Genomic DNA, 20,069 nt, shown 5'->3' with positions numbered 1-20,069 from the left:
CTTTTATTTTTATTAAAAATCACTCTTATGTGAAAGAAGGACTCTGTAACCACCAGTGTCATAAGATCTATCTGTCGAAGACTTTTCAAACGGAGTTCCATCATCTAAATAAACTATTTGGCTTACGTTCAAAATTGGATCCGTCTTATCTATCTTTAAATACTTAATATCTTCGTTATTCGGTTTCTTTGCCATGATTGTTCTATCCGCCGCACCAATTGTTAATTTCAAATCCTTTTGAATATAACCATAAATTGACTTATGTAGAACATCATCGTTAACTCCTGGAATGACATTTACTGGCATCTTGGTGAACTCCAATGCATATGGTTCTCCATCTACTATTCGCAATCTTTTTATATCATAAATCGCATCAGTAGCTGAAATCTTCAAATCCTTTTGTTCATCTTCACTGGGATATCTCAAATTAAATTCAATTATTTTACTAACCACTTTGTGATCTTTTCCTAAAAGACTAGAAGTACCAACGTACTGATCCACACCAATATCCATATTAGCGATACTGTCAGCATTATTCTTCACATAGGTTGCTGAACCTTGTTGACTATAAACGTAACCCTTAGCTTTTAATATTGCCAATGATTTTTGTAGTGTCATTCGGCTCGTTGAATATTCCGTTGCCATCGTCTTTTGATCAGGAAGTGGATTGCCTGATTTATAAATACCAGATCTAATTTTTTCTATGATATCGTTAGCTATTTCCTCATATTTCGACATAGTTTTCTAACCTCAATATTATCTTTAACTATATAATACCCGTGTTTATCTGGTTTGAAAACGTGATAACTCAATTTAATAATTTGGGTTTACAAGTCAACTGTAAGCGTGTACAATTCGTGTTGTAAAAGGAGGATAATTTTTATGAATGAATTAAGAAAAGACTTTTTATGGGGCAACTCGACTTCTAGTATGCAAACAGAGGGTGCCTATAACGAAGGTGGTAAAGGTAAATCAGTTTACGATATTCGAAAAGCCACTGATGATGCTTCAGATTGGAAAGTAGCTATCGATGAATATCACCGTTATCCAGAAGACATCAAATTGATGAAAGATATGGGTATGAACTGTTATAGATTCCAAATTTCATGGAGTCGTGTTAACCCTGAAGGTGATGGTGATTTTAACGAGGAAGGTATCAAATTTTACAACGATTTAATTGACGAATTATTGGCTAACGATATTCAACCAATGATCTGCTTGTACCATTTTGACATGCCACTACACTTGGCTGAAAAATATAATGGTTTTGTTAGTCAACACGTAGTCGACGCTTTTATCCGTTATGGAAAAGAAATGCTTAAACGTTTTGGTAACAAAGTTAAATACTGGATCACTTTCAACGAACAAAATCTTTATAGTGTTCCCGAAGCTTTCAAAATTAGTGGTTACAAAGGCGACAATTCAATTAGAGATCTATATCAAATTCAACAACATGTATTCCTTTGCCACGCTGCCATTGCTAATGAAGTTCATGAAAATTATCCAAATACACAAATTGGTGGCATGCTAGCTTATCAAGAAGTTTATCCTGCAACAGCATTACCTACAGATGTTGCCGCTACGCGTAAATTCCTAGAGTTTGCAGATAACAACTTAATTCGTCTATTTACTGAAGGAAAGTATTCCGACGAAGTTGTTCACTATATGAAATTAAATCAACTTGACGATATTTTAGATCCTAAAGAAATGGAAATTATTTCTCATACTAAGAGTGATTTTATTAGTTTCAGCTATTATTCAACTTCAACTATCGACAGTACTTTGATTCCAATAAATACCTGCCCTAATTTCTACAGTATCGAAGGTCATAAACCTAATCCTTACCTTTTGACTAACGAATGGGATTGGCAAATTGATCCATTAGGCTTCAGAACAGTCTTAACTACTATTTCTAATGAAACCCACCTTCCACTCTTCCCAATTGAAAACGGAATTGGCGTTAGTGAAAAATGGGACGGTCAAAATCCTATCAACGATGATTATCGTATTAAATATCACAGAGATCATATTCAAGCTATGAAAGATGCTGTAAGTATTGATGGCGTGAATGTTATGGGTTATCTCGGTTGGGGCTTAATTGATATTCCTAGCTCACAAGGTAATATGGAAAAACGTTATGGAATGGTTTACGTAAATCGTGGCAATCATGACCTTAGAGACATGAAACGAGTTCCTAAAAAGAGTTTCAATTGGTTTAAAGAAGTTATCAAATCAAATGGAAATATTCTATAGAATGGAGTGATCAAAATGGATGCTAGTAAAAGCAAAGGTCAAAAGTTCTTTGATAAATTTGCAGCTGTATCCGCACGTATTGGATCTGAAGTTCACTTAAGATCATTACGTGATGCTTTCGCCGTTATCATGCCCCTATTCATCCTAGCTGGTGTTGGGGTTTTGATTAACAACGTAGTCTTTCCTAAATTAGCAAGTGGCACCACTTTAACCAATTTACAAGTTTGGGGAAATTTAATTTCTAACGGTACTTTAAATATTGCCGGTCTAATGTTGGCTCCCGCAATTGGATTCTGTTTGGCACGTAACAAAAGCTATAGTAACCCTATCGCAGCTGCAATTATTTCATTAGCCAGTTTAATCATGACAATGCCAATTTCATTAAGTGTAATTCCTACTGGTGCCAAAAAGGCTGTCGACGTATCTGGCATGCTTTCATTCAGTAATTTAGGAACAACCGGTATGTTCAGTGGTATTATCGTTGGTTTATTGGCTACCGAAGTATTTATTAAACTATCAAATATTAAACATTTACAAATCAATTTAGGTGATAACATCCCACCTGCCGTATCTGCATCATTTAACTCTTTAATTCCCGCTATTTTAACGGCCAGTTTATTTGCTTTAATTGCTGCACTTCTAGCCGTTTTTGGAAACACAGATCTTGTTACATTGATTACTAATGTTATTCAAGAACCTCTTAGAAAAGTTAATACCAGTCTATTTGGAATGTTATTTATCTACTCAATTGGTAATTTTCTATTCACACTTGGTATTCACCAAACAGTTATCAATGGTACCTTACTTGATCCCGTCCTATTAATTAATATGAACAAAAACACAGCTGCTTTTGCTGCTGGACATCAAGCACCATACATCTTAACTAATACTTTCCGTGATACCTTCGGAATGATGGGTGGAACCGGATCAACAATTTGTTTATTGATTGCTATTTTCCTATTCTCCAAACAAAAATCAGGTAGAGAATTAGGCAAATTAGCCATTGCTCCTGGACTATTCAACATTAATGAACCAGTTATCTTTGGATATCCAATCGTCTTCAACATCCCTATGATGATTCCATTTGTATTAACTCCAGTTATCGGCATTTTAATTGCCTACTTCTGTACTGCAATTGGATTTATGAATCGAGTTGTCGTAATGGTTCCTTGGACTACTCCACCACTATTATCAGCCTATCTAGCAACCGCTGGTGATTGGCGAGCCGTCTTAGTTCAAATAGTTACTATCATAATTGGCGTGTTCTTCTACTTACCATTTATGAAGATAAGTGAACGTGTCCAAGCAAAACAAGCTGAACAAGCATTAGATTAAAAAAATCGTATCAGTAGAATCCATCTACTGATACGATTTTTTGCGTAATAGACAATTAAACATTTTCTAAATTTATTGTCTGGGTAAAATACTTTCCATTTCCTTATTTATTCTCCCAGCGCTTCTTTAACAAGAATGCTGCATCCTTGGGTTGACGCTCCCTTGTGAATATTCCTTTTCGATTACCATCAACTCTACGAATGCCTTGACTCGTTTGAAAATCAGCAAAATTCCAAACAAGTTCACCTTGAACAAAAGAATACTTGTCAAAAATTTCAAAGTACATCTTCAAATATTCATTTTGATACTCCTGACTCCACATTATACTTGGTAATTTGTGTTCACTTACCAAATTATCTGTCCCAAATTCTGTAAAAATAAATGGCTTATTTAAACTCTTATCTTTCCATTTTTCCATTTCATCAATGAATTTATCTTCGGCATCTTCAACTGCTTCTCCACCATCGATATACCAACCATAATATCTATTCAAACAAATGAAATCACACAATGGATAAACTTTACATGTGTCAGGTTGACTATTCTTTTCCAAGGCACCCGTACATGGTCTACTTTGAGGATCAGTATTTCTAGCTACTTCAAAAATATCCTTAAAATAACTAAATGCTGCATCACTCGTCGTTTCAGATTCATTAAACATACTCCAAGCAAAAACTGATGGATGATTTTTATCACGATTTATCATTTCTCTTACTTGTTCAATATGGTTTTCCTTAAGTTGTGGAATAGTACTCGTTTCAAAGAAACGTGTATATTTTCCTTTCCCAGCATCTACAAAGTTTTGAAATGATCTCATCATACCAACGGCAGGAACCTCATCTATAATCAGGAATCCTTCTTCGTCTGCCATTTGATACCACTCTTCTGCATAAGGATAATGACTAGTTCTAAAACAATTTGCATTCGTCCATTTCATACATTCAAAATCGCGCTTAACGATACTCCAATTAAAAGACTTCCCTAGAATGTCGAAATCCTCATGTTTACCGAAGCCCTTCAAATAAACAGGTTCTCCATTAATTAGTATTTGGCTATCCTTAACTTGTACTGTTCTAATACCCAATTTATTTTCATACTGATCAACTACTTCATTATCCTTAACAAGAGAAATTCTTATAGTATATAAATATGCATTTCTGACCTTCCATAAATTTGGATTATGAACTTTTAGAACGCCATTATTCCCCTTTGTTGATGAAACCTTATGACCTCTCTCATCAAATAATTCAACATTAATATCACCTATATCAGATTCTACTTTATAGTCAATATTTGCGTAATCTTCGTACAATTTTATATTAGTTGAATAATTCTGAATAGAATTAACTGGTATTGATAATAACCACACATTACGTTGAATTCCAGAATAATTATAGAAATCAAAGTATGGTAAAGATATTTTCCTACCACTTTTTAGTGTTCTAGTAGTTCCAACAGGCAAAGTCTCTTCACTAAGTTCATTATTAAGCTTAACAACCAACCTATTCTTTTCATTTGGTTTAATGGCACCACTAATATCGGCTACTACTGGTAAAAATCCACCTTCATGAGAAGTGATTTTTATACCATTGCAATAAACAACAGCGCGATGAGTTAAACTTCCAAAACGAATTAAAAGATTTTGTCCGTCCCACCCTTTTGGCATATAGAAGTCACGCTCATACCAAAAATCTCCTACATAATCGCGTTCTTTACTCGTTGTAAAGAGATCTGAAAAGCTTCCTGGAACCGGCATATCAATTGTATCCGTTAGTCCTAATTGCCAATTCTCACTCTCACCTACACTATTTGGATCAAACTTGAATTTCCATATTCCATTTAATAATTTGCTACTACGAAATCGATTATCACATGGATACAAAACTGAATTAGTCATTTATCAATACCCTCAACTCTATTAATTTACGGCGGCCACCTTTAACGCCTTACCTTTTTCCAAATTCTTATTAGTTTGATGATCTTTATATTCTATATATGTGAAAACAAATGAACCAACAAAGGAAATTGCAATTGCCAAAACGGCCATTTGACCATATACCGACCATATTGCAGGTGTCGTTAAAATATTAACCGGCATTTGCACATTACGTGTCACATGGAATACGGCACATAGTGCTCCTCCAATACCATTAAGTAAACAAACTATTCCGAATGATTTTTTATGCTTCAATAAAACACCATAAATTGCTGGTTCAGTAACACCACCAACAATTGCTGAAACAAATGCTGGTCCGGCGATTTCTCTTAACTTGATATTTTTAGACTTTAAGAAGATTGCTAAACAGGCACCCGCTATACCAAAATTACAACCAACCGTTAGTGGAAGGATATATTGGTATCCTAAAACAGACAAATTACTCATTTCCAATGCAATAAATCCCCAATGAACACCGAATACAATCATAATTGGCCATGCTGCTGCAAACACAAATCCAGCTAATAATGGGACTGTCGTTAATCCTTGCTTAATTACAAAAGCTAATCCGTTAGCAATAAGGTTTGTTACAGGACCAATTACAATGAATGCTAATGGCAGAATGATAACTAAATCAAATAATGACGTTACTAATCCCAACAATATTTTAGGTACAAACTTTTCAAGCAATCTTTCAAAATTAGCTTGTAAGTATACAGTAACCAAAATTGGTAATACTGAACTCGTATAACTAATCATTTGTACTGGTATACCTAGAAAAGTAACATTAGCAACATGATTAGAGAATAATGCTACAACTGTTGGATATACCATTGCACTTGCTATTGCCATACTCATAAAAGGTTTCGCACCAAATTTTTTACCTGCACAATATGCTAGGAAAATGGGTAAGAAATAAAATATTCCGTCAGCTCCCGCATATAACAAAGTATATGTCGTACTTTTAGTACTCAACCATCCCAAAGTCGTAAACATAACTAGGAAACCTTTTAAAAGACCTGCACCAGTAAATGCACCAAGAAATGGCATGAAGACTCCCGAAATTATATCTATCAGTTTGTCACCTATATTCTTTTTACTCTTTTCTTCAGTAGATACATCATCATTTCTTTCACTTGAAACTGTGGATTCGACTAAACCATGTATATTGCTGTTCTCTAAAACTGCATCGTATACATCTCCGACCGCATTACCTATGACAACTTGATATTGCCCGCCAGACTTTACAACCGTGAGCACCCCTTCAAGATTCTTTAACTCTTCAGTTTGAGCTAATTCATCATCTTTTAAGTCAAAGCGTAACCGAGTAATACAATGTGTTAAAGAATTTACATTATCTTCTCCACCGACGCCTTGAATAATTTTTTTAGCTAAATCATTGTAGTCTTTCTTCATATTCGATGTGCTCCATTTCTAAACATAAGATATCAGAACATCTTTGTAATCGATTACATTTATATGCTATCATGGCTATGCCATATTAAATAGAACAAAGTAATGCTATATAGCATTAAATACATATACTATAAAAAAGGACTAAAATGTTATTAAATGACGCCTTAAATTTAATGAGTGAATTACTGGACATTACTATCTTTTATAGTGAATCCTTCAATGATTTTCACAAAAATATGTTAAAAGTAATTAAGAGTAATACTCTAGACGATTTCAATTCTTTTGGAAATCTTGAAAGAATCGAATCTTATATGAAATCAATATCAACAAATTGTGCTATTCAGATTAACAGTACACTTCAATTAAAAGTTTTACTTATTAAACTCGAGAATAATAAATTTGTAATTATTGGGCCATATATAGACGATCTTCTCACTAAGCTGGATTGCTCAATAATTTTACGTAGAGTTGGCATAAATACACGCAAAAATGAATCTTTGATGTTACTACGCAATAAATTTACAGTTTTAAATGTCGATAAATTAATTCAAAAGTTGCAAAGTGTACTGTCTTTTTCCATAGATAAAAGTATTACTATTAACCTGAAAAAAATAAATTTGACACCTGCTAATCAATCTTCCATATCCCTTAATGAAAATAATAGGTTTTATAACGAATCAATTATTCAACGTTACACTCACGAACAAAAATTCATGCGGTCCATTCAAAATGGCGATTTTAAAACTGCAATAGATCAATGGCACCTTTTACATGATTCAGTAAGGCCACTTAAACAAACCGGGAATGTTTTAACAATGGCTCAAATTAGTGCCGCGGTTAATCGAACTACCATCAGAATTGCGGCTTCTAACGCTGGAATACCTCCAGTATTAAACGATCAAATATCAAAAGAAAGCGCAAAAAAAGTTCGTGCTTCCTCTTCACTTAAACAAATATACGAAGAACACGAACACCTAATTCGAACATATTGTGATGTAATACAAAGGCAAAGAAAGAATAATTACAGTGTTTTAACAATCAGTATTCTATATTTTCTAGATAAACATTTTACAGACAGCTTTCAGATAAAATACTTAGCAGCTGAATTAAATATTTCGACTAACTATTTAATTCGATCATTTAAGGCGGATGTTCATACTACTCCTAAGAATTATGTTTTAAATAAGAGATTAAATTTATCTAAAAGATTACTATCAGAAACCGCAGATCCTATCAATGTAATTGGTGAATCCTGCGGATTTATTGACGCTAATTATTTCACACGCGTTTTTAAAAAAATTGTTAACATGACACCCTCTGAATACCGTCAAATGTATAAATTTCCTGATTAAAACTAAAAAAGATTCCCTCAAATAGTGGGAATCTTTTTTAGTTTCTATTTCAATTCAAATGAATCATATTGATCAGTATCACTATTCGGTCCAACAAACACGTTGAATTCTCCAGGCTCAACTGTCAACTTGTTATCAGTTCCATAGAATCTAAGCATATCTGAGGTTATATCAAATGAAACATTTTTTTGTTCATTTGCCTTTAAACTAACTCTCTTGAAACTCTTCAATTCCTTAATTGGTTGAACTACCGAAGCAAATTTATCTTGTAAATAGAGCTGAACTATTTCGGTAGTATCAACATTACTTTTATTTTGTAAATCTATCGTAGCCACAATTTTATCTGACTCACCATTCATTTCTTTGGATGATAATTTTAAGTTATCGTAACAAACTTTGCTATAAGAAAGTCCATAACCAAATGGATACAATGGATCATTAGGAATATCCAGATATTTAGACATAAATCTACTACTGTGAGTAGATGTTCTTACTGATCTACCTGTACTGAATTGACTATAATAAACTGGCAATTGTCCCACTGCATAAGGGAAACTCATCGATAATCTTCCTGAAGGGTTGGCCTTACCAAAAATAATATCGGAAATGGCATTACCACCCTCTGTTCCTGGGAACCATGCTTGAATAATTGCCTCTAACTTAGGTTCAATATCGGTTAAAATCATAGGACGACCACTAATATTTACTAAAATGATTGGTTTATTCAATTCAAATAATTTATTCAGCAAATGCAATTGATTATCGGGTAATGTCAAATTCCCCCTGCTACCAGCTTCACCACTTTCAATAGTATGTTCTCCACCAGCAAATACAATAATGTCAGCCTCTTTAGCGACTTCTATTGCTTTATCGTTATTTTCTTTTTCAACTGAATCTGATGAAACTATTTTTTCAATTTGTTCTTCACTCAAACCAATACCTTTAAACATTGACTTATCACGTAAAATATCAGTTCCTTTAGCAGTCAACAATTTGTCTGAATTTAAGTATGTTTTGAATCCATCCTCAATTGTCACTGTTTCTTTTCTATCACCATGTACCGCCCATAGTCCAAGTAATTCATGTTCATTTTCGTATGGACCAATGAGCGCAATCTTTTTATTATCCTCAGGATTTAATGGCAAGACGTTATTCTTGTTTTTAAGTAGCACCATTGCCTCAGTAGAAACTTTTCGAGCCAATTGTCTCTTCTCTGGAGTTAAAACAGATTTCTTTTCAAGTTCTTCAGATGAGCCACGATATGGATCCTCAAATAACCCTAATTCATTCTTGAGCTTTAATACTCTCCAAACAGCATCGTCAATTTTCTTTTCATCTAATTCTCCTTCAGTAACTAATGGCTTTAATTCGTTAGCATAACAGGGAGACTTCATATCAATATCAACAGTTGCATTCATTGCTAATTTTGAAGCTTGCTTATTATCTTGCGCAAAACCATGTGCTACTAATTCGGAAATAGCTGCATAATCACTGATAATAATTCCATCAAAATTCCATTCTTTGCGGAGTATATCTTTTAAAATCCATTTATTTCCTGTTACTGGGACGCCATTTAGAGTATTAAATGATGACATGACCATCTTGGCACCCGCGTCGACAGCAGCCTTATATGATGGCAAATAATATTGTCTCAATCTATTTTCAGACATATCTGTGGCATTATATTCTCTACCTGATTCAACGGCACCATATGCTGCAAAGTGCTTTATACAAGAGGCTATCCCATACTTAGGTAAATCCTCTTGAAATCCCTTTACCATAGATTCTGCAAATCTAGAATTCAAGTATGGATCTTCTCCAGTAGACTCTAGAACTCTTCCCCATCTTGCATCACGTGCCAAATCTATCATTGGAGCAAATGTTACCTGATTGCCACTCGCATAAGCTTCCTCAGCCGTATTGCGATATGCCTTTTGAATCAAATCCGGATCCCATGTAGCGCCTAATCCTAATGGAATTGGATAAACAGTCTTTAATCCATAAATAATATCTGACATAAATATCAAAGGAATTGGATGCTTCTTATTTTTCAAATTAGCATCTTGAATTCTATGTGTTTCCTTGGCACCAACGACGTTCATAACCGACCCACATAAATCAACCATTTCTTTTGTGATACCTAACTTCTTCTGTGGACCAAGCGAAACATCTTTAGCACTGAAAAATTCACCTGATAATTGAATTAATTGTCCAATCTTTTCATCTAAGCTTAAACTATTTAGTAATTCTCGTAATTTTCTTTCTTCCATGAATCACAAATCCTTTACTAATTATTTACTTTCCTGTTCCAATTTATATGCTTTATTATCTAGATGTTTGAACCATGGATACCATAGCAATGGTGAAAGAACTAATTGTAAAAGAACCTGTAAGATAATAATTGAAACATGTCCTTCAACTGCAGCATGGAAGCCTAATGGTAATCCAAAGACAGCTTGTGCACCAATAAATCTAGAAACAATTCCTACTTTTGTTAGCAGATATGAAATAACTAAAGCGATTGTATTATTCGTAATGAATGGCACTGCTAAATCAAAATTCAATACTAATGGTGTTCCGAAGATAACTGGTTCTGTAATACCGAATAGTGCTGGAACTATCGAAAGACGTCCTAATTCTTTGTATTGTTTACTCTTAGAGGCAAACATCATCAATAGAACCAAACCAAATGCCAAACCACTCCAAGTAATAACATTGAAAAATGCTAAACCAATAATATTTGGAGGTGTCTGTCCTTTAGCGACCGCACTCAAATTCTCCATATCCATTGAAAGCCAAATAGGTGTAACTAATGGCAAGATAACATTTGTACCATGAATTCCAAAGAACCATAGAATTTGCATCAATAAACTGACCAAAATCATCGCCCAGATAGAGCCACCTACGTTACGTAATGGTTGTTGAATAAGTGAGAAGATCATTTGATGAACGCTGCCCCAACTTGTTAAAGCAAATAGATAACTTATGACACCAAAGACAGCACCTATTACAACTGCGGGAATTAGGGCACTAAACGCATCTGAAACCATTGGTGGAACACTAGATGGCATTTTAATTGTCCATCCGTGTTGTTTAATATAAACGTAAAATCTTCCTACAATTAAACCAACAATCATTGCTGAGAACACACCTTGTGCTGATAACCATGTTGTTGGAATGGCAGCAATATCGCCACCTTTATGGGTTATTTGACCTAATGGAGTCAAAATCAAAAATGACATTATTGAAATAATTCCGGCCATTGAGCCATCATCATTTTTCAAGAAATGTGGTACTAAAAATTTAGCCATTAAAAAGGCAATATATAAAGCCAAAGACCCAATTGTGAACGTATTGATTGCTGTCAAAATATTTGCTAAAGGAGCAATCTTTAATTTACCAGTGAAAATAGATAATAATACCGCTATAGAACCTAAAATTACTGGACCAAGGGTTGCCATCATTGCACCCATTATGGTCTGCAAATATTTATTAGTACTAAACTTATCAAGCGCCGGAGTTATCCTATTGAAAAACGCTTGTATTTTATCTTTCATTATTTTGTCCCCCTAAATAATATTTCTTTATTACATTCCTTATATTAAGCGCTTTCATATGTTGAATCTTGCTCTATATTTACCAAAAACATGTAATATATCTACTTTTTTTGATATAGGTTTCGATATTCTCTAGGGGACACTTGATACATTTTTTTAAATAGATTATAAAAATTTCTATAATTAACAAATCCAACATCTAAGGAAATCTCTAATAAATTTTGATCTGAATTTATTAGTCTCTTAAAAGCATCATCCAATCTAATTGCATTAACATAATCTGTAAAATTAATTCCTAAATACTTTTTGAAGTAACGTGAGAAATATTCTTTAGAATAATTAAATTCTGCCGATACATCATCTAAGTTGATTTCCCTTTTATAATTCTCATTTATGTATGTAACAACTTTAGATAAGTGATTCAAATTTTTATCGTTCTTTTTAATGGTCGCATCGTCTACCTCAATTATTGAAGTGGCAACCAATTGTGCTAATAAATTATAAATATTAGCCATTTTTTTCAAGTTATTTTTTATATTATTTGATGACTCATAATTAACTTCTTCTACGAGATTATTTAAATATTCAAATATCGATTTGTTCTTTAAAGGGTTTTTAAGTGTATTAACGTCAAAAAGCCATAATCGATTATATTCACCCGTAGAAATCATCTTCATAAAATCCAATGGAAATTGAATGACTAAAATCAAATTTTTTTCTGGACTTTGCGTAGCATGTATTTGATTAGGGTTAATCACTATGACGTCATTGCTTTTCAATAAATACTCCGAACTCCCCTCCCATACTCTTAAACTACCATCAATACAAAATAATAACTCCGTATTTTGATGCCAATGTTTTGGAATATATCTATCCAAATTTTGAGCAGAAAAAGAGAATATATTAACGGGTAAATTATTTTTATTAGTTATAATTTCATGATTTATGGACATTATTTTATCCTTTCCTTTAATTTTTCACTTAATCAATATAACGATTAATAAAAGTAATGTATACATACTCTAATAAATTGCAGTAAATAAAAAAACTCATGAGCTTACTAACGTTCACGAGTCTTCATTAATCTAATAAGTTAAGCTTTAGCACCAGCTTCAGCTTGTTCTTGTTTATAAAGAATTGCATCCTGTTTATGTACAAATGGATAGTAAACAAAAAATGATGCAATAATGATAATAGCTTGCCAAATCATGACTTTCCAACCGCCAATCAAGAAACCAGAAATCACTGGTGGTGTTGTCCATGGTACCTGTACACCATTCAGATATGGTAAGATACCGATTTTTATTAAAAAGTATGTTGAAAGCATGGAGAATGTTGGCATGAACATAAATGGCAACAACATGATTGGATTCAAAACAACTGGTAAACCAAAGAGAATTGGTTCATTGATATTGAATATTGCTGGAATAAATGCCAATTTACCAATACTTCTCAATTGTACTGACTTAGCGAAGAACAAAAGATAGACAGCTAAACCAAACGTCATTCCGGCACCCGTAACGGTACCAAATTGATCCATCAATGATTGTGTAAAGATATGTCCACCTAAGGCTTGGGTTACAACACCGTGAGCTTTAAAAATTTGAGCATTTTGAAGTGCATTAGCTTGTAGTAATGGTCCCATAATTCCGCCAACAATGATGGAACCATGAACACCAAAGAACCACAGAAATGGTACCAAAATACCAACTAAGAAGACACCTCCGGCTGTATCAGTCATTCCTTGTAATGGTGTTTGAATCGTTGTATAGATCCATTGTGTTACAGTTTCGTGTACTACTAAATCAAAGAAAATATAAACTAGCAAGAACCCAGTCACGATTACAAAAGCTGGAATCAAAGCAATGAATGATTCAGCAACTGCAGGCGGTACGGCATCAGGTAACTTAATTGTTATATGATGTTTTAAAAACCAAGAGTAGATCCATCCTGTCAACAATCCAACTAAGATTGCAGCAATCATCCCTTGACCACCTAGCCAAGTTCTATCAATGAATCCACCAAGCATTATTGGTGCTTGTTTTGCAGCTACAACTGTTTTAGTACCATCCATAACTGCTGTAGTTGGACGCATAATCAATAGAAAACTGACTAGAGCTGTCATTCCAGCTGGGAGTGGTTCAAAGCCCGCATCTTTTGCCCAATTATATGCAATACCAACAACAGCAAAGATTGCCATAACACCAAATGAAGCATTATAAGCCTGTGTCCAATATGGCGTTAATCCCACTTTGTTCATCCAATTAGCAATGGCTGGAACTGGGAATGAACTCAATAGCAGGAAAACAGATCCTACCATGATGAATGGTAAAGAAACCAACATACCATTTTTGATTGCGGTTATGACACGGGTATTAACAAATTTCATCATCCCTGGCATAATCCTTTTATTGAACCAATTATTCATATTCTCACCCCCGTCAGATAAAAATATTTAATATTTAAAATTCTTTTGGTTCGCTACAAATCCTATCATCTTTATTTATTATTGATAGTTATTATGACAAGGGGGAAATATACGAATTGAACAAAAAATCAGCGACTTCAAAATACAGAGTCGCTGATTTTATTTCACGTTTTATAAAAACCTAACGGGGGCAAGCCATTCTGTTTCTATGCGTGAATCAATTGATAAACTGCACCAATCATCCCAGCATCATTCTTTAATTTTGCTGCTTTGACAAGTGGTAAATCTATATCCTTAATACTATTATGTGTAGCCTTAACTTCCTCAATCGTCTTATTCAGATTATCGATGAATTCAGTATTGGCGCTAATTCCACCACCAATAATTACTACTGCTGGATCAAAGGAAACTTCCAAATTAATAATTCCCTTCGCCAAACTATGGTAGTAACTCTTCAAAACATTCTGAGCTAAAACTTCTCCATCGTCAGCACGTTTGAAAATTAGGCGAGCGTCTTCAACTGGTTGATCACTGAACTGATTATATCGTCTGATCAAGCCAATGACAGTCGCACCACGGAAATTTAGACTGCCCATCTCAACATCAATATCATCATCTTCAACAATCATCCAACCAAATTCACCAGAACGGGCATGGGCTCCACGATAAATTTGATCATTAATAATCAACGCACCACCAACACCAGTTCCCAGAACTAAACCAATATAGTCATGAATTCCTTGAGCTGAACCAATCCATTTTTCAGCAATCGCTGCAGCGTTGGCATCATTTTCGATTTTGGCAGGTAGCCCCGTCTTTTCCTCTAATAATTGAGCCAAATTGATACCTGTAAAACATTTCACAGCTCCAGAAGTTGTTAGAAAACCATCCGCTTGGACCACGCCAGGCATACTGACTCCGATACCTAAAACATCCTTATCAACTGATTGAATTTCTTTAACGGCTGTTACCAAGTCATTCAATAATCCAGCTTGATCATCGACGTTAGTCTTAAAATGTCCTTTATTAGATACAACTCCATTTTCGTCAACTAAACCATATTTGACTGAAGTTCCCCCAATATCTAAACCTACATAATTTTTCATTTTAATTTATCTCCGCACCATTGGTTTTAATGACATTTTGGAACCAGTAGAACGAGTCTTTCTTGTAACGATTCAAGCTACCTGTTCCGTCATCGTTTTCATCAACATAGATCATACCATAGCGTTTAGACATCTGACCGGTACTTGCAGCTACCAAATCAATACATCCCCAAGGCGTGTAACCAATCAAGTTAACACCATCTTTCAAAACAGCTTGCTTCATTGCGTGAATATGGTCAGTCATATAATCGATTCGATAATCATCGTGAACCTTGTTGTCACTAGTCTTTTTATCGATAGCGCCAAGTCCGTTCTCAACGATAAACAATGGTAAGTGATAACGATCATTAAACCAGTTTAGAGCATATCTCAAGCCAACAGGATCAACTTGCCAGCCCCATTCACTAGCTTTAACATAAGGATTCTTAACACGGTCATGACTTTCATTGTATTCAAGCTTGCCAGTATCCTTAACTGCAAAGGACATATAATAACTGAATCCTATATAATCAACTTTACCTTGGCTTAACACTTGCAAATCATCGTCAGTCATATCCAAATCAAAATTACGTTCTTGGAAATGATTCAACAACCATTGTGGATAGAACCCATTTACATGAACATCAGCGAACCAGAATCTTGTTTGCATCGCACGTTGAGCAAATAGGATATCTTCTGGTTTAGATGTAAGTGGATAGATTGGAGTCATCGCAATCATGCAACCAATTTGAAAATCAGGATTGATCTCGTGACCAATTTTGACAGCTTTAGCACTAGCAACTAGCTCGTAATGAGCGGCTTGATACATCAATTTTTCATTATTTTCATCTGGTTTAGGAACAATTCCTGAATCAGTGAACAAAGCGTGAGTTGATTCATAATCAGTTTGATTATTGATCTCATTGAAAGTCATCCAATATTTAACTTTATTCTTATAACGTTTGAAGACAACTGTGGCAAATTTAACAAAGAAGTCGATTACCTTACGACTGCGCCACCCACCATATTTTTTAACCAAATGATATGGCATTTCAAAATGAGACAACGTAATTACAGGTTCAATATTGTATTTGTGTAGTTCATCAAACATATCGTCATAAAACTTTAATCCAGCCTCATTAGGTTGTTCATCGTCACCATTGGGGAAAATTCTTGTCCAGGCAATTGATGTTCTAAAACACTTGAAGCCCATCTCAGCAAACAACTTAATATCTTCGGGATAACGATGATAAAAATCAATTGCATTGTGATTAGGATAAAATTCATTAGGATCAATTCCATCAGTAATTTTTCTTGGCACACCGTTGGCTCCGATAGTCATTACATCAGCTGTACTGATACCTTTGCCACCTTGATCAAATCCGCCTTCTAATTGATGAGCGGCTACAGCGCCACCCCATAAAAATCCGTCTGGAAATGATTTTCCTTCTAAAGTCATAAATTTGTCCTCCTCAAATACGTTACATCATCGTTATATATTTATAATTAAGCTTCTACAGTACCGTTGATATCTTCATCCTTGGCACCTTTTTCAATCTTTTCAGTTGTATCCTTATCTTCTTCAGTATCGTCAGGAACAGCCATCTTATTAGCTGCCAATACGAATGGGAAGTACATGGCTACGGAAATTGCTAAACATACAAATCCAATTACTAGTCCTAATAAATTACCACCAGTTCCTATAAACGGCATCAATGGTCCTGGAGTGGTCCAAGACATACTAATCGCCGGCGATGGTATCCAGTTAAAGACAACTGTTACAAAGTAACCAACCAAGATATTAACAACAGGTGTTAATACAAATGGAATAGCCATAATTGGGTTCAAAACAATTGGTAGACCAAACATCAAAGGTTCATTGATATTGAATAGTCCTGGAACAAATGCCAATTTAGCAATAGCACGGTAATCTTTTCTTCTTGATACTAAGAAAATTGCAATGATAAGACCTAAAGTCATACCAGAACCACCCATGTTAGCAAAAACATCGTTTAATATTCCCCATGTAACACGATGTGGAACACCTACAACACCATGAAGGTTGATATATGTTTGATTGCTCATATCAGCCTCAGTAAAGATAATTGATCTTAGAGCATTTAAAGTATTTGGACCATGAATACCTACAAGCCATAGCAAATTTTGAACAATGGCAATAATAATAACACCGTAGATATTTACACCAATATGAGTAAGTGGTGTTTGAATGGACTTATAAATCACATCATTGATACCTTGTGGTGCAACCAATTGAATAAGGAAATTTAAAATTGAAGCAGCCATAATAACAAAAACAATTGGTATTAAACCATTAAACGAACGAGCAACAGCTGGCGGAACCATATCAGGCATCTTAATTTGTAGTTTCTTAATTCTAGTAAGTTTAGGTAAGAACTCACCAACTAAACCACCACAGAGCATAGCAACAAACAAACCTTGGGCACCAAGATATGTTGTTGGTAGATATGTAACTCCACCCTTCATAATTGAAGGTGTATACATAATCATAAAGACAGCAATTCCTGTCAATCCAACTAACATATCATCAGCTTTAAAATACTTAGCCAAATTTCTAGCAACCAGATAAGCAATGAAAATCGAAAGAATATTCATTGTTCCGTTAGTTACAGAATTTAGAAGCCTTTGAGCATCTTCCAAATGTGGGAAAAATTTCGGTAAAAATAAAATCTGTGCAATAAAACCTTGTTTTGAAAAGACAAGATTATTAATCAAAATAACAATTGAAGCAGCCATTGTGATTGGAAATGTGTACATGAAAGCATCACGGATAGCAGCGATGTGACGTTGTTCGTTTAACTTAGTAGCAAACGGAACAATGTGTTTTTCCATGAACGCATTAAAACTGTTCATCATAATATGAATCCCCCTTTATTTGATTACAAATACCAGTATAGAAAAACGCTTACAAATTGTGAATACTTTGTAAGCGTTTTGAATTGCTGTACCTAAGCTTTGAATAATATTCCATCCGTGGTACAACATGTTCCTTATCATATTTTCCGACTAATGTCCTGATTATGTAATTCCATTAATAAACCATCAACAATATAAACACATGGTACCTGACTTGTTAAATCGTAGTATTTATGAATTCTAGTTTCTGGAATATTGTAACTAAGTGCATAGCGGCCAATTCTAGCAATAGGACTTTCAATATTTCCCGTCACACTAACTAAAATAGTATCTGGACTATTAACAAAGTTATTTAAAGTCTCCAAAATTTCACTAGTCCGCCCTGAAACTGACAGCGTAACGATGACATTATTAGAAGTATTGTGTAATTGTTGGATCAAAGGATAAAAAGGATCTTTAACCGCATATGAATTGAATCCTAGTGATGCCGCCTGTCTTGAAGCATATTCAGCAATTGCGCCAGATCCTCCCATTCCAAAGAAAACAATATTATCAGCATCTAACATCAAATGAGCTACCAACTTAATTGTCTTTTCAATATCATTGGGAAAAGCATTTCGATCAATAATATTCAAAACATCACTTTTGGAACGCATTAAGTCCTGATTTTCACTTTTAAATGAAACCTTGAACTCAGGAAAACTACTATAACCAATCTTATGAATAAAGCGCATGACTGAAGAATTTGAAACATGCGCCCCCTGAGATAAATCACGAACTCTCATTAAAGGTACTTGCTCATCATGATCAACAATGTAGCGATAAATCGCCATATCAACTTCTGATAATTTATCAATATCTTTGAATCCAAAAAATGCCATATTAAATCCCCTTCATCATTTTGGATAAAACTGCTCGATAAGTATTAGGCATCGTTCTAGCTACGAGGACCATCCCATGGTCAACAACTGAATGATAATAACGACGTTTTGGCCTAATATCAGTCGCTGCTCTGTAGAATACTTTCGCCAAATCTTCAGCTGTTGCCTCACTGAAAGTAATCTTCGAGAAAAGTTCCTCTGTTTTATCAAGCATGTTCTCATATGGTGAATTCTCAGCTAAATTCTTTTTGGCATTTTCAAAAGCAATCGTACTCCATTCAGACTTAGTCAACCCTGGCTGCACGATAACTGAACGAATTCCAAATTGTTTAACCTCTTGATCCAAGACATCGCTCCACATATTCAAACTAGCTTTAGTTGTGTAATACCAACCACCAAGAGGACTATAAATATTAGAACCAACTGAAGAAATATTGACGATACGGCCTGAACCTTGCTGTCTCATCTGTGGCAAAACATATTTTGTTATTTGCGCAGCTCCAAAAACATTGACATCAAATTGCTTTTTGGCATTCTCAATCGGTACCTCTTCAATCGGACCAAACTCACCATAACCAGCATTATTTACTAAGACGTCAATCTGGCCTTGTTCACTAATGGCACGATCCACTAGCGCACGTACTGAAATTGCATCCGTCACATCTAGGCTCTGTGTATGAATACCTTGCTCCTTTAGATCAGCCAATCTCTCAATTCGACGTGCACCACCATAAACTTCAAATCCTTGTTCTTTAAAATATAAAGCCGCCGCTTTTCCCATCCCTGAAGAAATACCCGTGATTATTGCTACCTTTTTCATAATTTACCCTCCTATACTATTACGTCAATTCTATTATAGAAAGCGGTTTAATTATTCAAAAATATAAAATTAATTAGTTTATCAACAAAAAAGTATTACCAACTCCTCAAC

The 20,069-nt window shown here is 34.5% G+C and carries 15 protein-coding genes; 3 read left to right on the top strand and 12 right to left on the bottom strand.

Translation table 11 applies throughout. The annotated features are described in order from the left end of the window. Nucleotides 1-12: 12 nt before the first annotated feature. Entirely contained in the window at nucleotides 13-738 is a 726-nt protein-coding gene (locus FC97_RS08970) for a GntR family transcriptional regulator (RefSeq protein ID WP_054643503.1), read from the bottom strand. Between the two features lie 144 nt (nucleotides 739-882). Between FC97_RS08970 and FC97_RS08965 the strand changes: the two genes are divergently transcribed. Both FC97_RS08965 and FC97_RS08960 read left to right on the top strand, forming a co-directional pair. Further along, on the top strand, nucleotides 883-2,253 hold the full coding sequence (locus FC97_RS08965; protein WP_082397583.1) for a glycoside hydrolase family 1 protein: 1,371 nt from the start codon (nucleotides 883-885) through the stop codon (nucleotides 2,251-2,253). Nucleotides 2,254-2,268: 15 nt separating this feature from the next. Then, nucleotides 2,269-3,588, top strand: a complete 1,320-nt coding sequence (locus FC97_RS08960; RefSeq protein ID WP_056968112.1) for a PTS sugar transporter subunit IIC — start codon at nucleotides 2,269-2,271, stop codon at nucleotides 3,586-3,588. A gap of 103 nt (nucleotides 3,589-3,691) precedes the next feature. Here the strand turns inward: FC97_RS08960 and uidA are convergent, their stop codons facing one another. Next, entirely contained in the window at nucleotides 3,692-5,485 is a 1,794-nt protein-coding gene (uidA, locus tag FC97_RS08955) for a beta-glucuronidase (RefSeq protein ID WP_054643504.1), read from the bottom strand. Nucleotides 5,486-5,506: 21 nt separating this feature from the next. Beyond that, the gene (locus tag FC97_RS08950; RefSeq protein WP_082397584.1) at nucleotides 5,507-6,940 is read right to left on the bottom strand and encodes a PTS transporter subunit EIIC; all 1,434 of its coding nucleotides are present in this window, start codon (nucleotides 6,938-6,940) and stop codon (nucleotides 5,507-5,509) included. A 173-nt stretch (nucleotides 6,941-7,113) separates the two neighbouring features. Between FC97_RS08950 and FC97_RS08945 the strand changes: the two genes are divergently transcribed. Continuing rightward, entirely contained in the window at nucleotides 7,114-8,292 is a 1,179-nt protein-coding gene (locus FC97_RS08945) for a helix-turn-helix domain-containing protein (protein WP_186811606.1), read from the top strand. A gap of 44 nt (nucleotides 8,293-8,336) precedes the next feature. Here FC97_RS08945 and bglX read toward each other — a convergent pair whose 3' ends face one another. From bglX to FC97_RS08900, 9 genes are all read right to left on the bottom strand, one after another. Then, nucleotides 8,337-10,562 carry a beta-glucosidase BglX gene (gene bglX, locus FC97_RS08940; protein ID WP_054643506.1) on the bottom strand — a complete coding sequence of 742 codons (2,226 nt, stop codon included), beginning with the start codon at nucleotides 10,560-10,562 and terminating at the stop codon, nucleotides 8,337-8,339. Nucleotides 10,563-10,583: 21 nt separating this feature from the next. After that, the gene (locus FC97_RS08935; RefSeq protein ID WP_054643507.1) at nucleotides 10,584-11,849 is read right to left on the bottom strand and encodes a PTS sugar transporter subunit IIC; all 1,266 of its coding nucleotides are present in this window, start codon (nucleotides 11,847-11,849) and stop codon (nucleotides 10,584-10,586) included. Between the two features lie 101 nt (nucleotides 11,850-11,950). After that, complete coding sequence (locus FC97_RS08930; RefSeq protein WP_054643508.1) at nucleotides 11,951-12,802, bottom strand: helix-turn-helix domain-containing protein; 852 nt, start codon at nucleotides 12,800-12,802, stop codon at nucleotides 11,951-11,953. Nucleotides 12,803-12,942: 140 nt separating this feature from the next. Further along, a complete protein-coding gene (locus FC97_RS08925; protein ID WP_054643509.1) occupies nucleotides 12,943-14,277 on the bottom strand; it encodes a PTS sugar transporter subunit IIC in 1,335 nt (444 codons plus the stop codon). Nucleotides 14,278-14,483: 206 nt separating this feature from the next. Further along, nucleotides 14,484-15,383, bottom strand: coding sequence for an ROK family protein (locus FC97_RS08920; protein WP_054643510.1), 900 nt, complete (start codon nucleotides 15,381-15,383; stop codon nucleotides 14,484-14,486). Between the two features lies 1 nt (nucleotide 15,384). Further along, a complete protein-coding gene (locus FC97_RS08915; RefSeq protein ID WP_054643511.1) occupies nucleotides 15,385-16,821 on the bottom strand; it encodes a 6-phospho-beta-glucosidase in 1,437 nt (478 codons plus the stop codon). Nucleotides 16,822-16,868: 47 nt separating this feature from the next. Next, complete coding sequence (locus tag FC97_RS08910) at nucleotides 16,869-18,254, bottom strand: PTS sugar transporter subunit IIC (protein WP_054643532.1); 1,386 nt, start codon at nucleotides 18,252-18,254, stop codon at nucleotides 16,869-16,871. A gap of 140 nt (nucleotides 18,255-18,394) precedes the next feature. Continuing rightward, complete coding sequence (locus FC97_RS08905; protein ID WP_054643512.1) at nucleotides 18,395-19,138, bottom strand: MurR/RpiR family transcriptional regulator; 744 nt, start codon at nucleotides 19,136-19,138, stop codon at nucleotides 18,395-18,397. 1 nt (nucleotide 19,139) lies between these two features. Next, the gene (locus FC97_RS08900) at nucleotides 19,140-19,958 is read right to left on the bottom strand and encodes an SDR family NAD(P)-dependent oxidoreductase (RefSeq protein ID WP_056968108.1); all 819 of its coding nucleotides are present in this window, start codon (nucleotides 19,956-19,958) and stop codon (nucleotides 19,140-19,142) included. Nucleotides 19,959-20,069: the final 111 nt, after the last annotated feature.

It is taken from the genome of Companilactobacillus kimchii DSM 13961 = JCM 10707 (assembly GCF_001435445.1).
In the GTDB taxonomy this organism is placed as follows: domain Bacteria; phylum Bacillota; class Bacilli; order Lactobacillales; family Lactobacillaceae; genus Companilactobacillus; species Companilactobacillus kimchii.
This window is presented reverse-complemented; position numbering and strand designations above follow the sequence as displayed.

Bases quoted from the DNA above. Each gene is read 5' to 3' on its own strand.
- FC97_RS08970 (WP_054643503.1), bottom strand. From the start codon at position 738: ATGTCGAAATATGAGGAAATAGCTAACGATATCATAGAAAAAATTAGA.
- FC97_RS08965 (WP_082397583.1), top strand. From the start codon at position 883: ATGAATGAATTAAGAAAAGACTTTTTATGGGGCAACTCGACTTCTAGT.
- FC97_RS08960 (WP_056968112.1), top strand. From the start codon at position 2,269: ATGGATGCTAGTAAAAGCAAAGGTCAAAAGTTCTTTGATAAATTTGCA.
- uidA (WP_054643504.1), bottom strand. From the start codon at position 5,485: ATGACTAATTCAGTTTTGTATCCATGTGATAATCGATTTCGTAGTAGC.
- FC97_RS08950 (WP_082397584.1), bottom strand. From the start codon at position 6,940: ATGAAGAAAGACTACAATGATTTAGCTAAAAAAATTATTCAAGGCGTC.
- FC97_RS08945 (WP_186811606.1), top strand. From the start codon at position 7,114: ATGAGTGAATTACTGGACATTACTATCTTTTATAGTGAATCCTTCAAT.
- bglX (WP_054643506.1), bottom strand. From the start codon at position 10,562: ATGGAAGAAAGAAAATTACGAGAATTACTAAATAGTTTAAGCTTAGAT.
- FC97_RS08935 (WP_054643507.1), bottom strand. From the start codon at position 11,849: ATGAAAGATAAAATACAAGCGTTTTTCAATAGGATAACTCCGGCGCTT.
- FC97_RS08930 (WP_054643508.1), bottom strand. From the start codon at position 12,802: ATGTCCATAAATCATGAAATTATAACTAATAAAAATAATTTACCCGTT.
- FC97_RS08925 (WP_054643509.1), bottom strand. From the start codon at position 14,277: ATGAATAATTGGTTCAATAAAAGGATTATGCCAGGGATGATGAAATTT.
- FC97_RS08920 (WP_054643510.1), bottom strand. From the start codon at position 15,383: ATGAAAAATTATGTAGGTTTAGATATTGGGGGAACTTCAGTCAAATAT.
- FC97_RS08915 (WP_054643511.1), bottom strand. From the start codon at position 16,821: ATGACTTTAGAAGGAAAATCATTTCCAGACGGATTTTTATGGGGTGGC.
- FC97_RS08910 (WP_054643532.1), bottom strand. From the start codon at position 18,254: ATGAACAGTTTTAATGCGTTCATGGAAAAACACATTGTTCCGTTTGCT.
- FC97_RS08905 (WP_054643512.1), bottom strand. From the start codon at position 19,138: ATGGCATTTTTTGGATTCAAAGATATTGATAAATTATCAGAAGTTGAT.
- FC97_RS08900 (WP_056968108.1), bottom strand. From the start codon at position 19,958: ATGAAAAAGGTAGCAATAATCACGGGTATTTCTTCAGGGATGGGAAAA.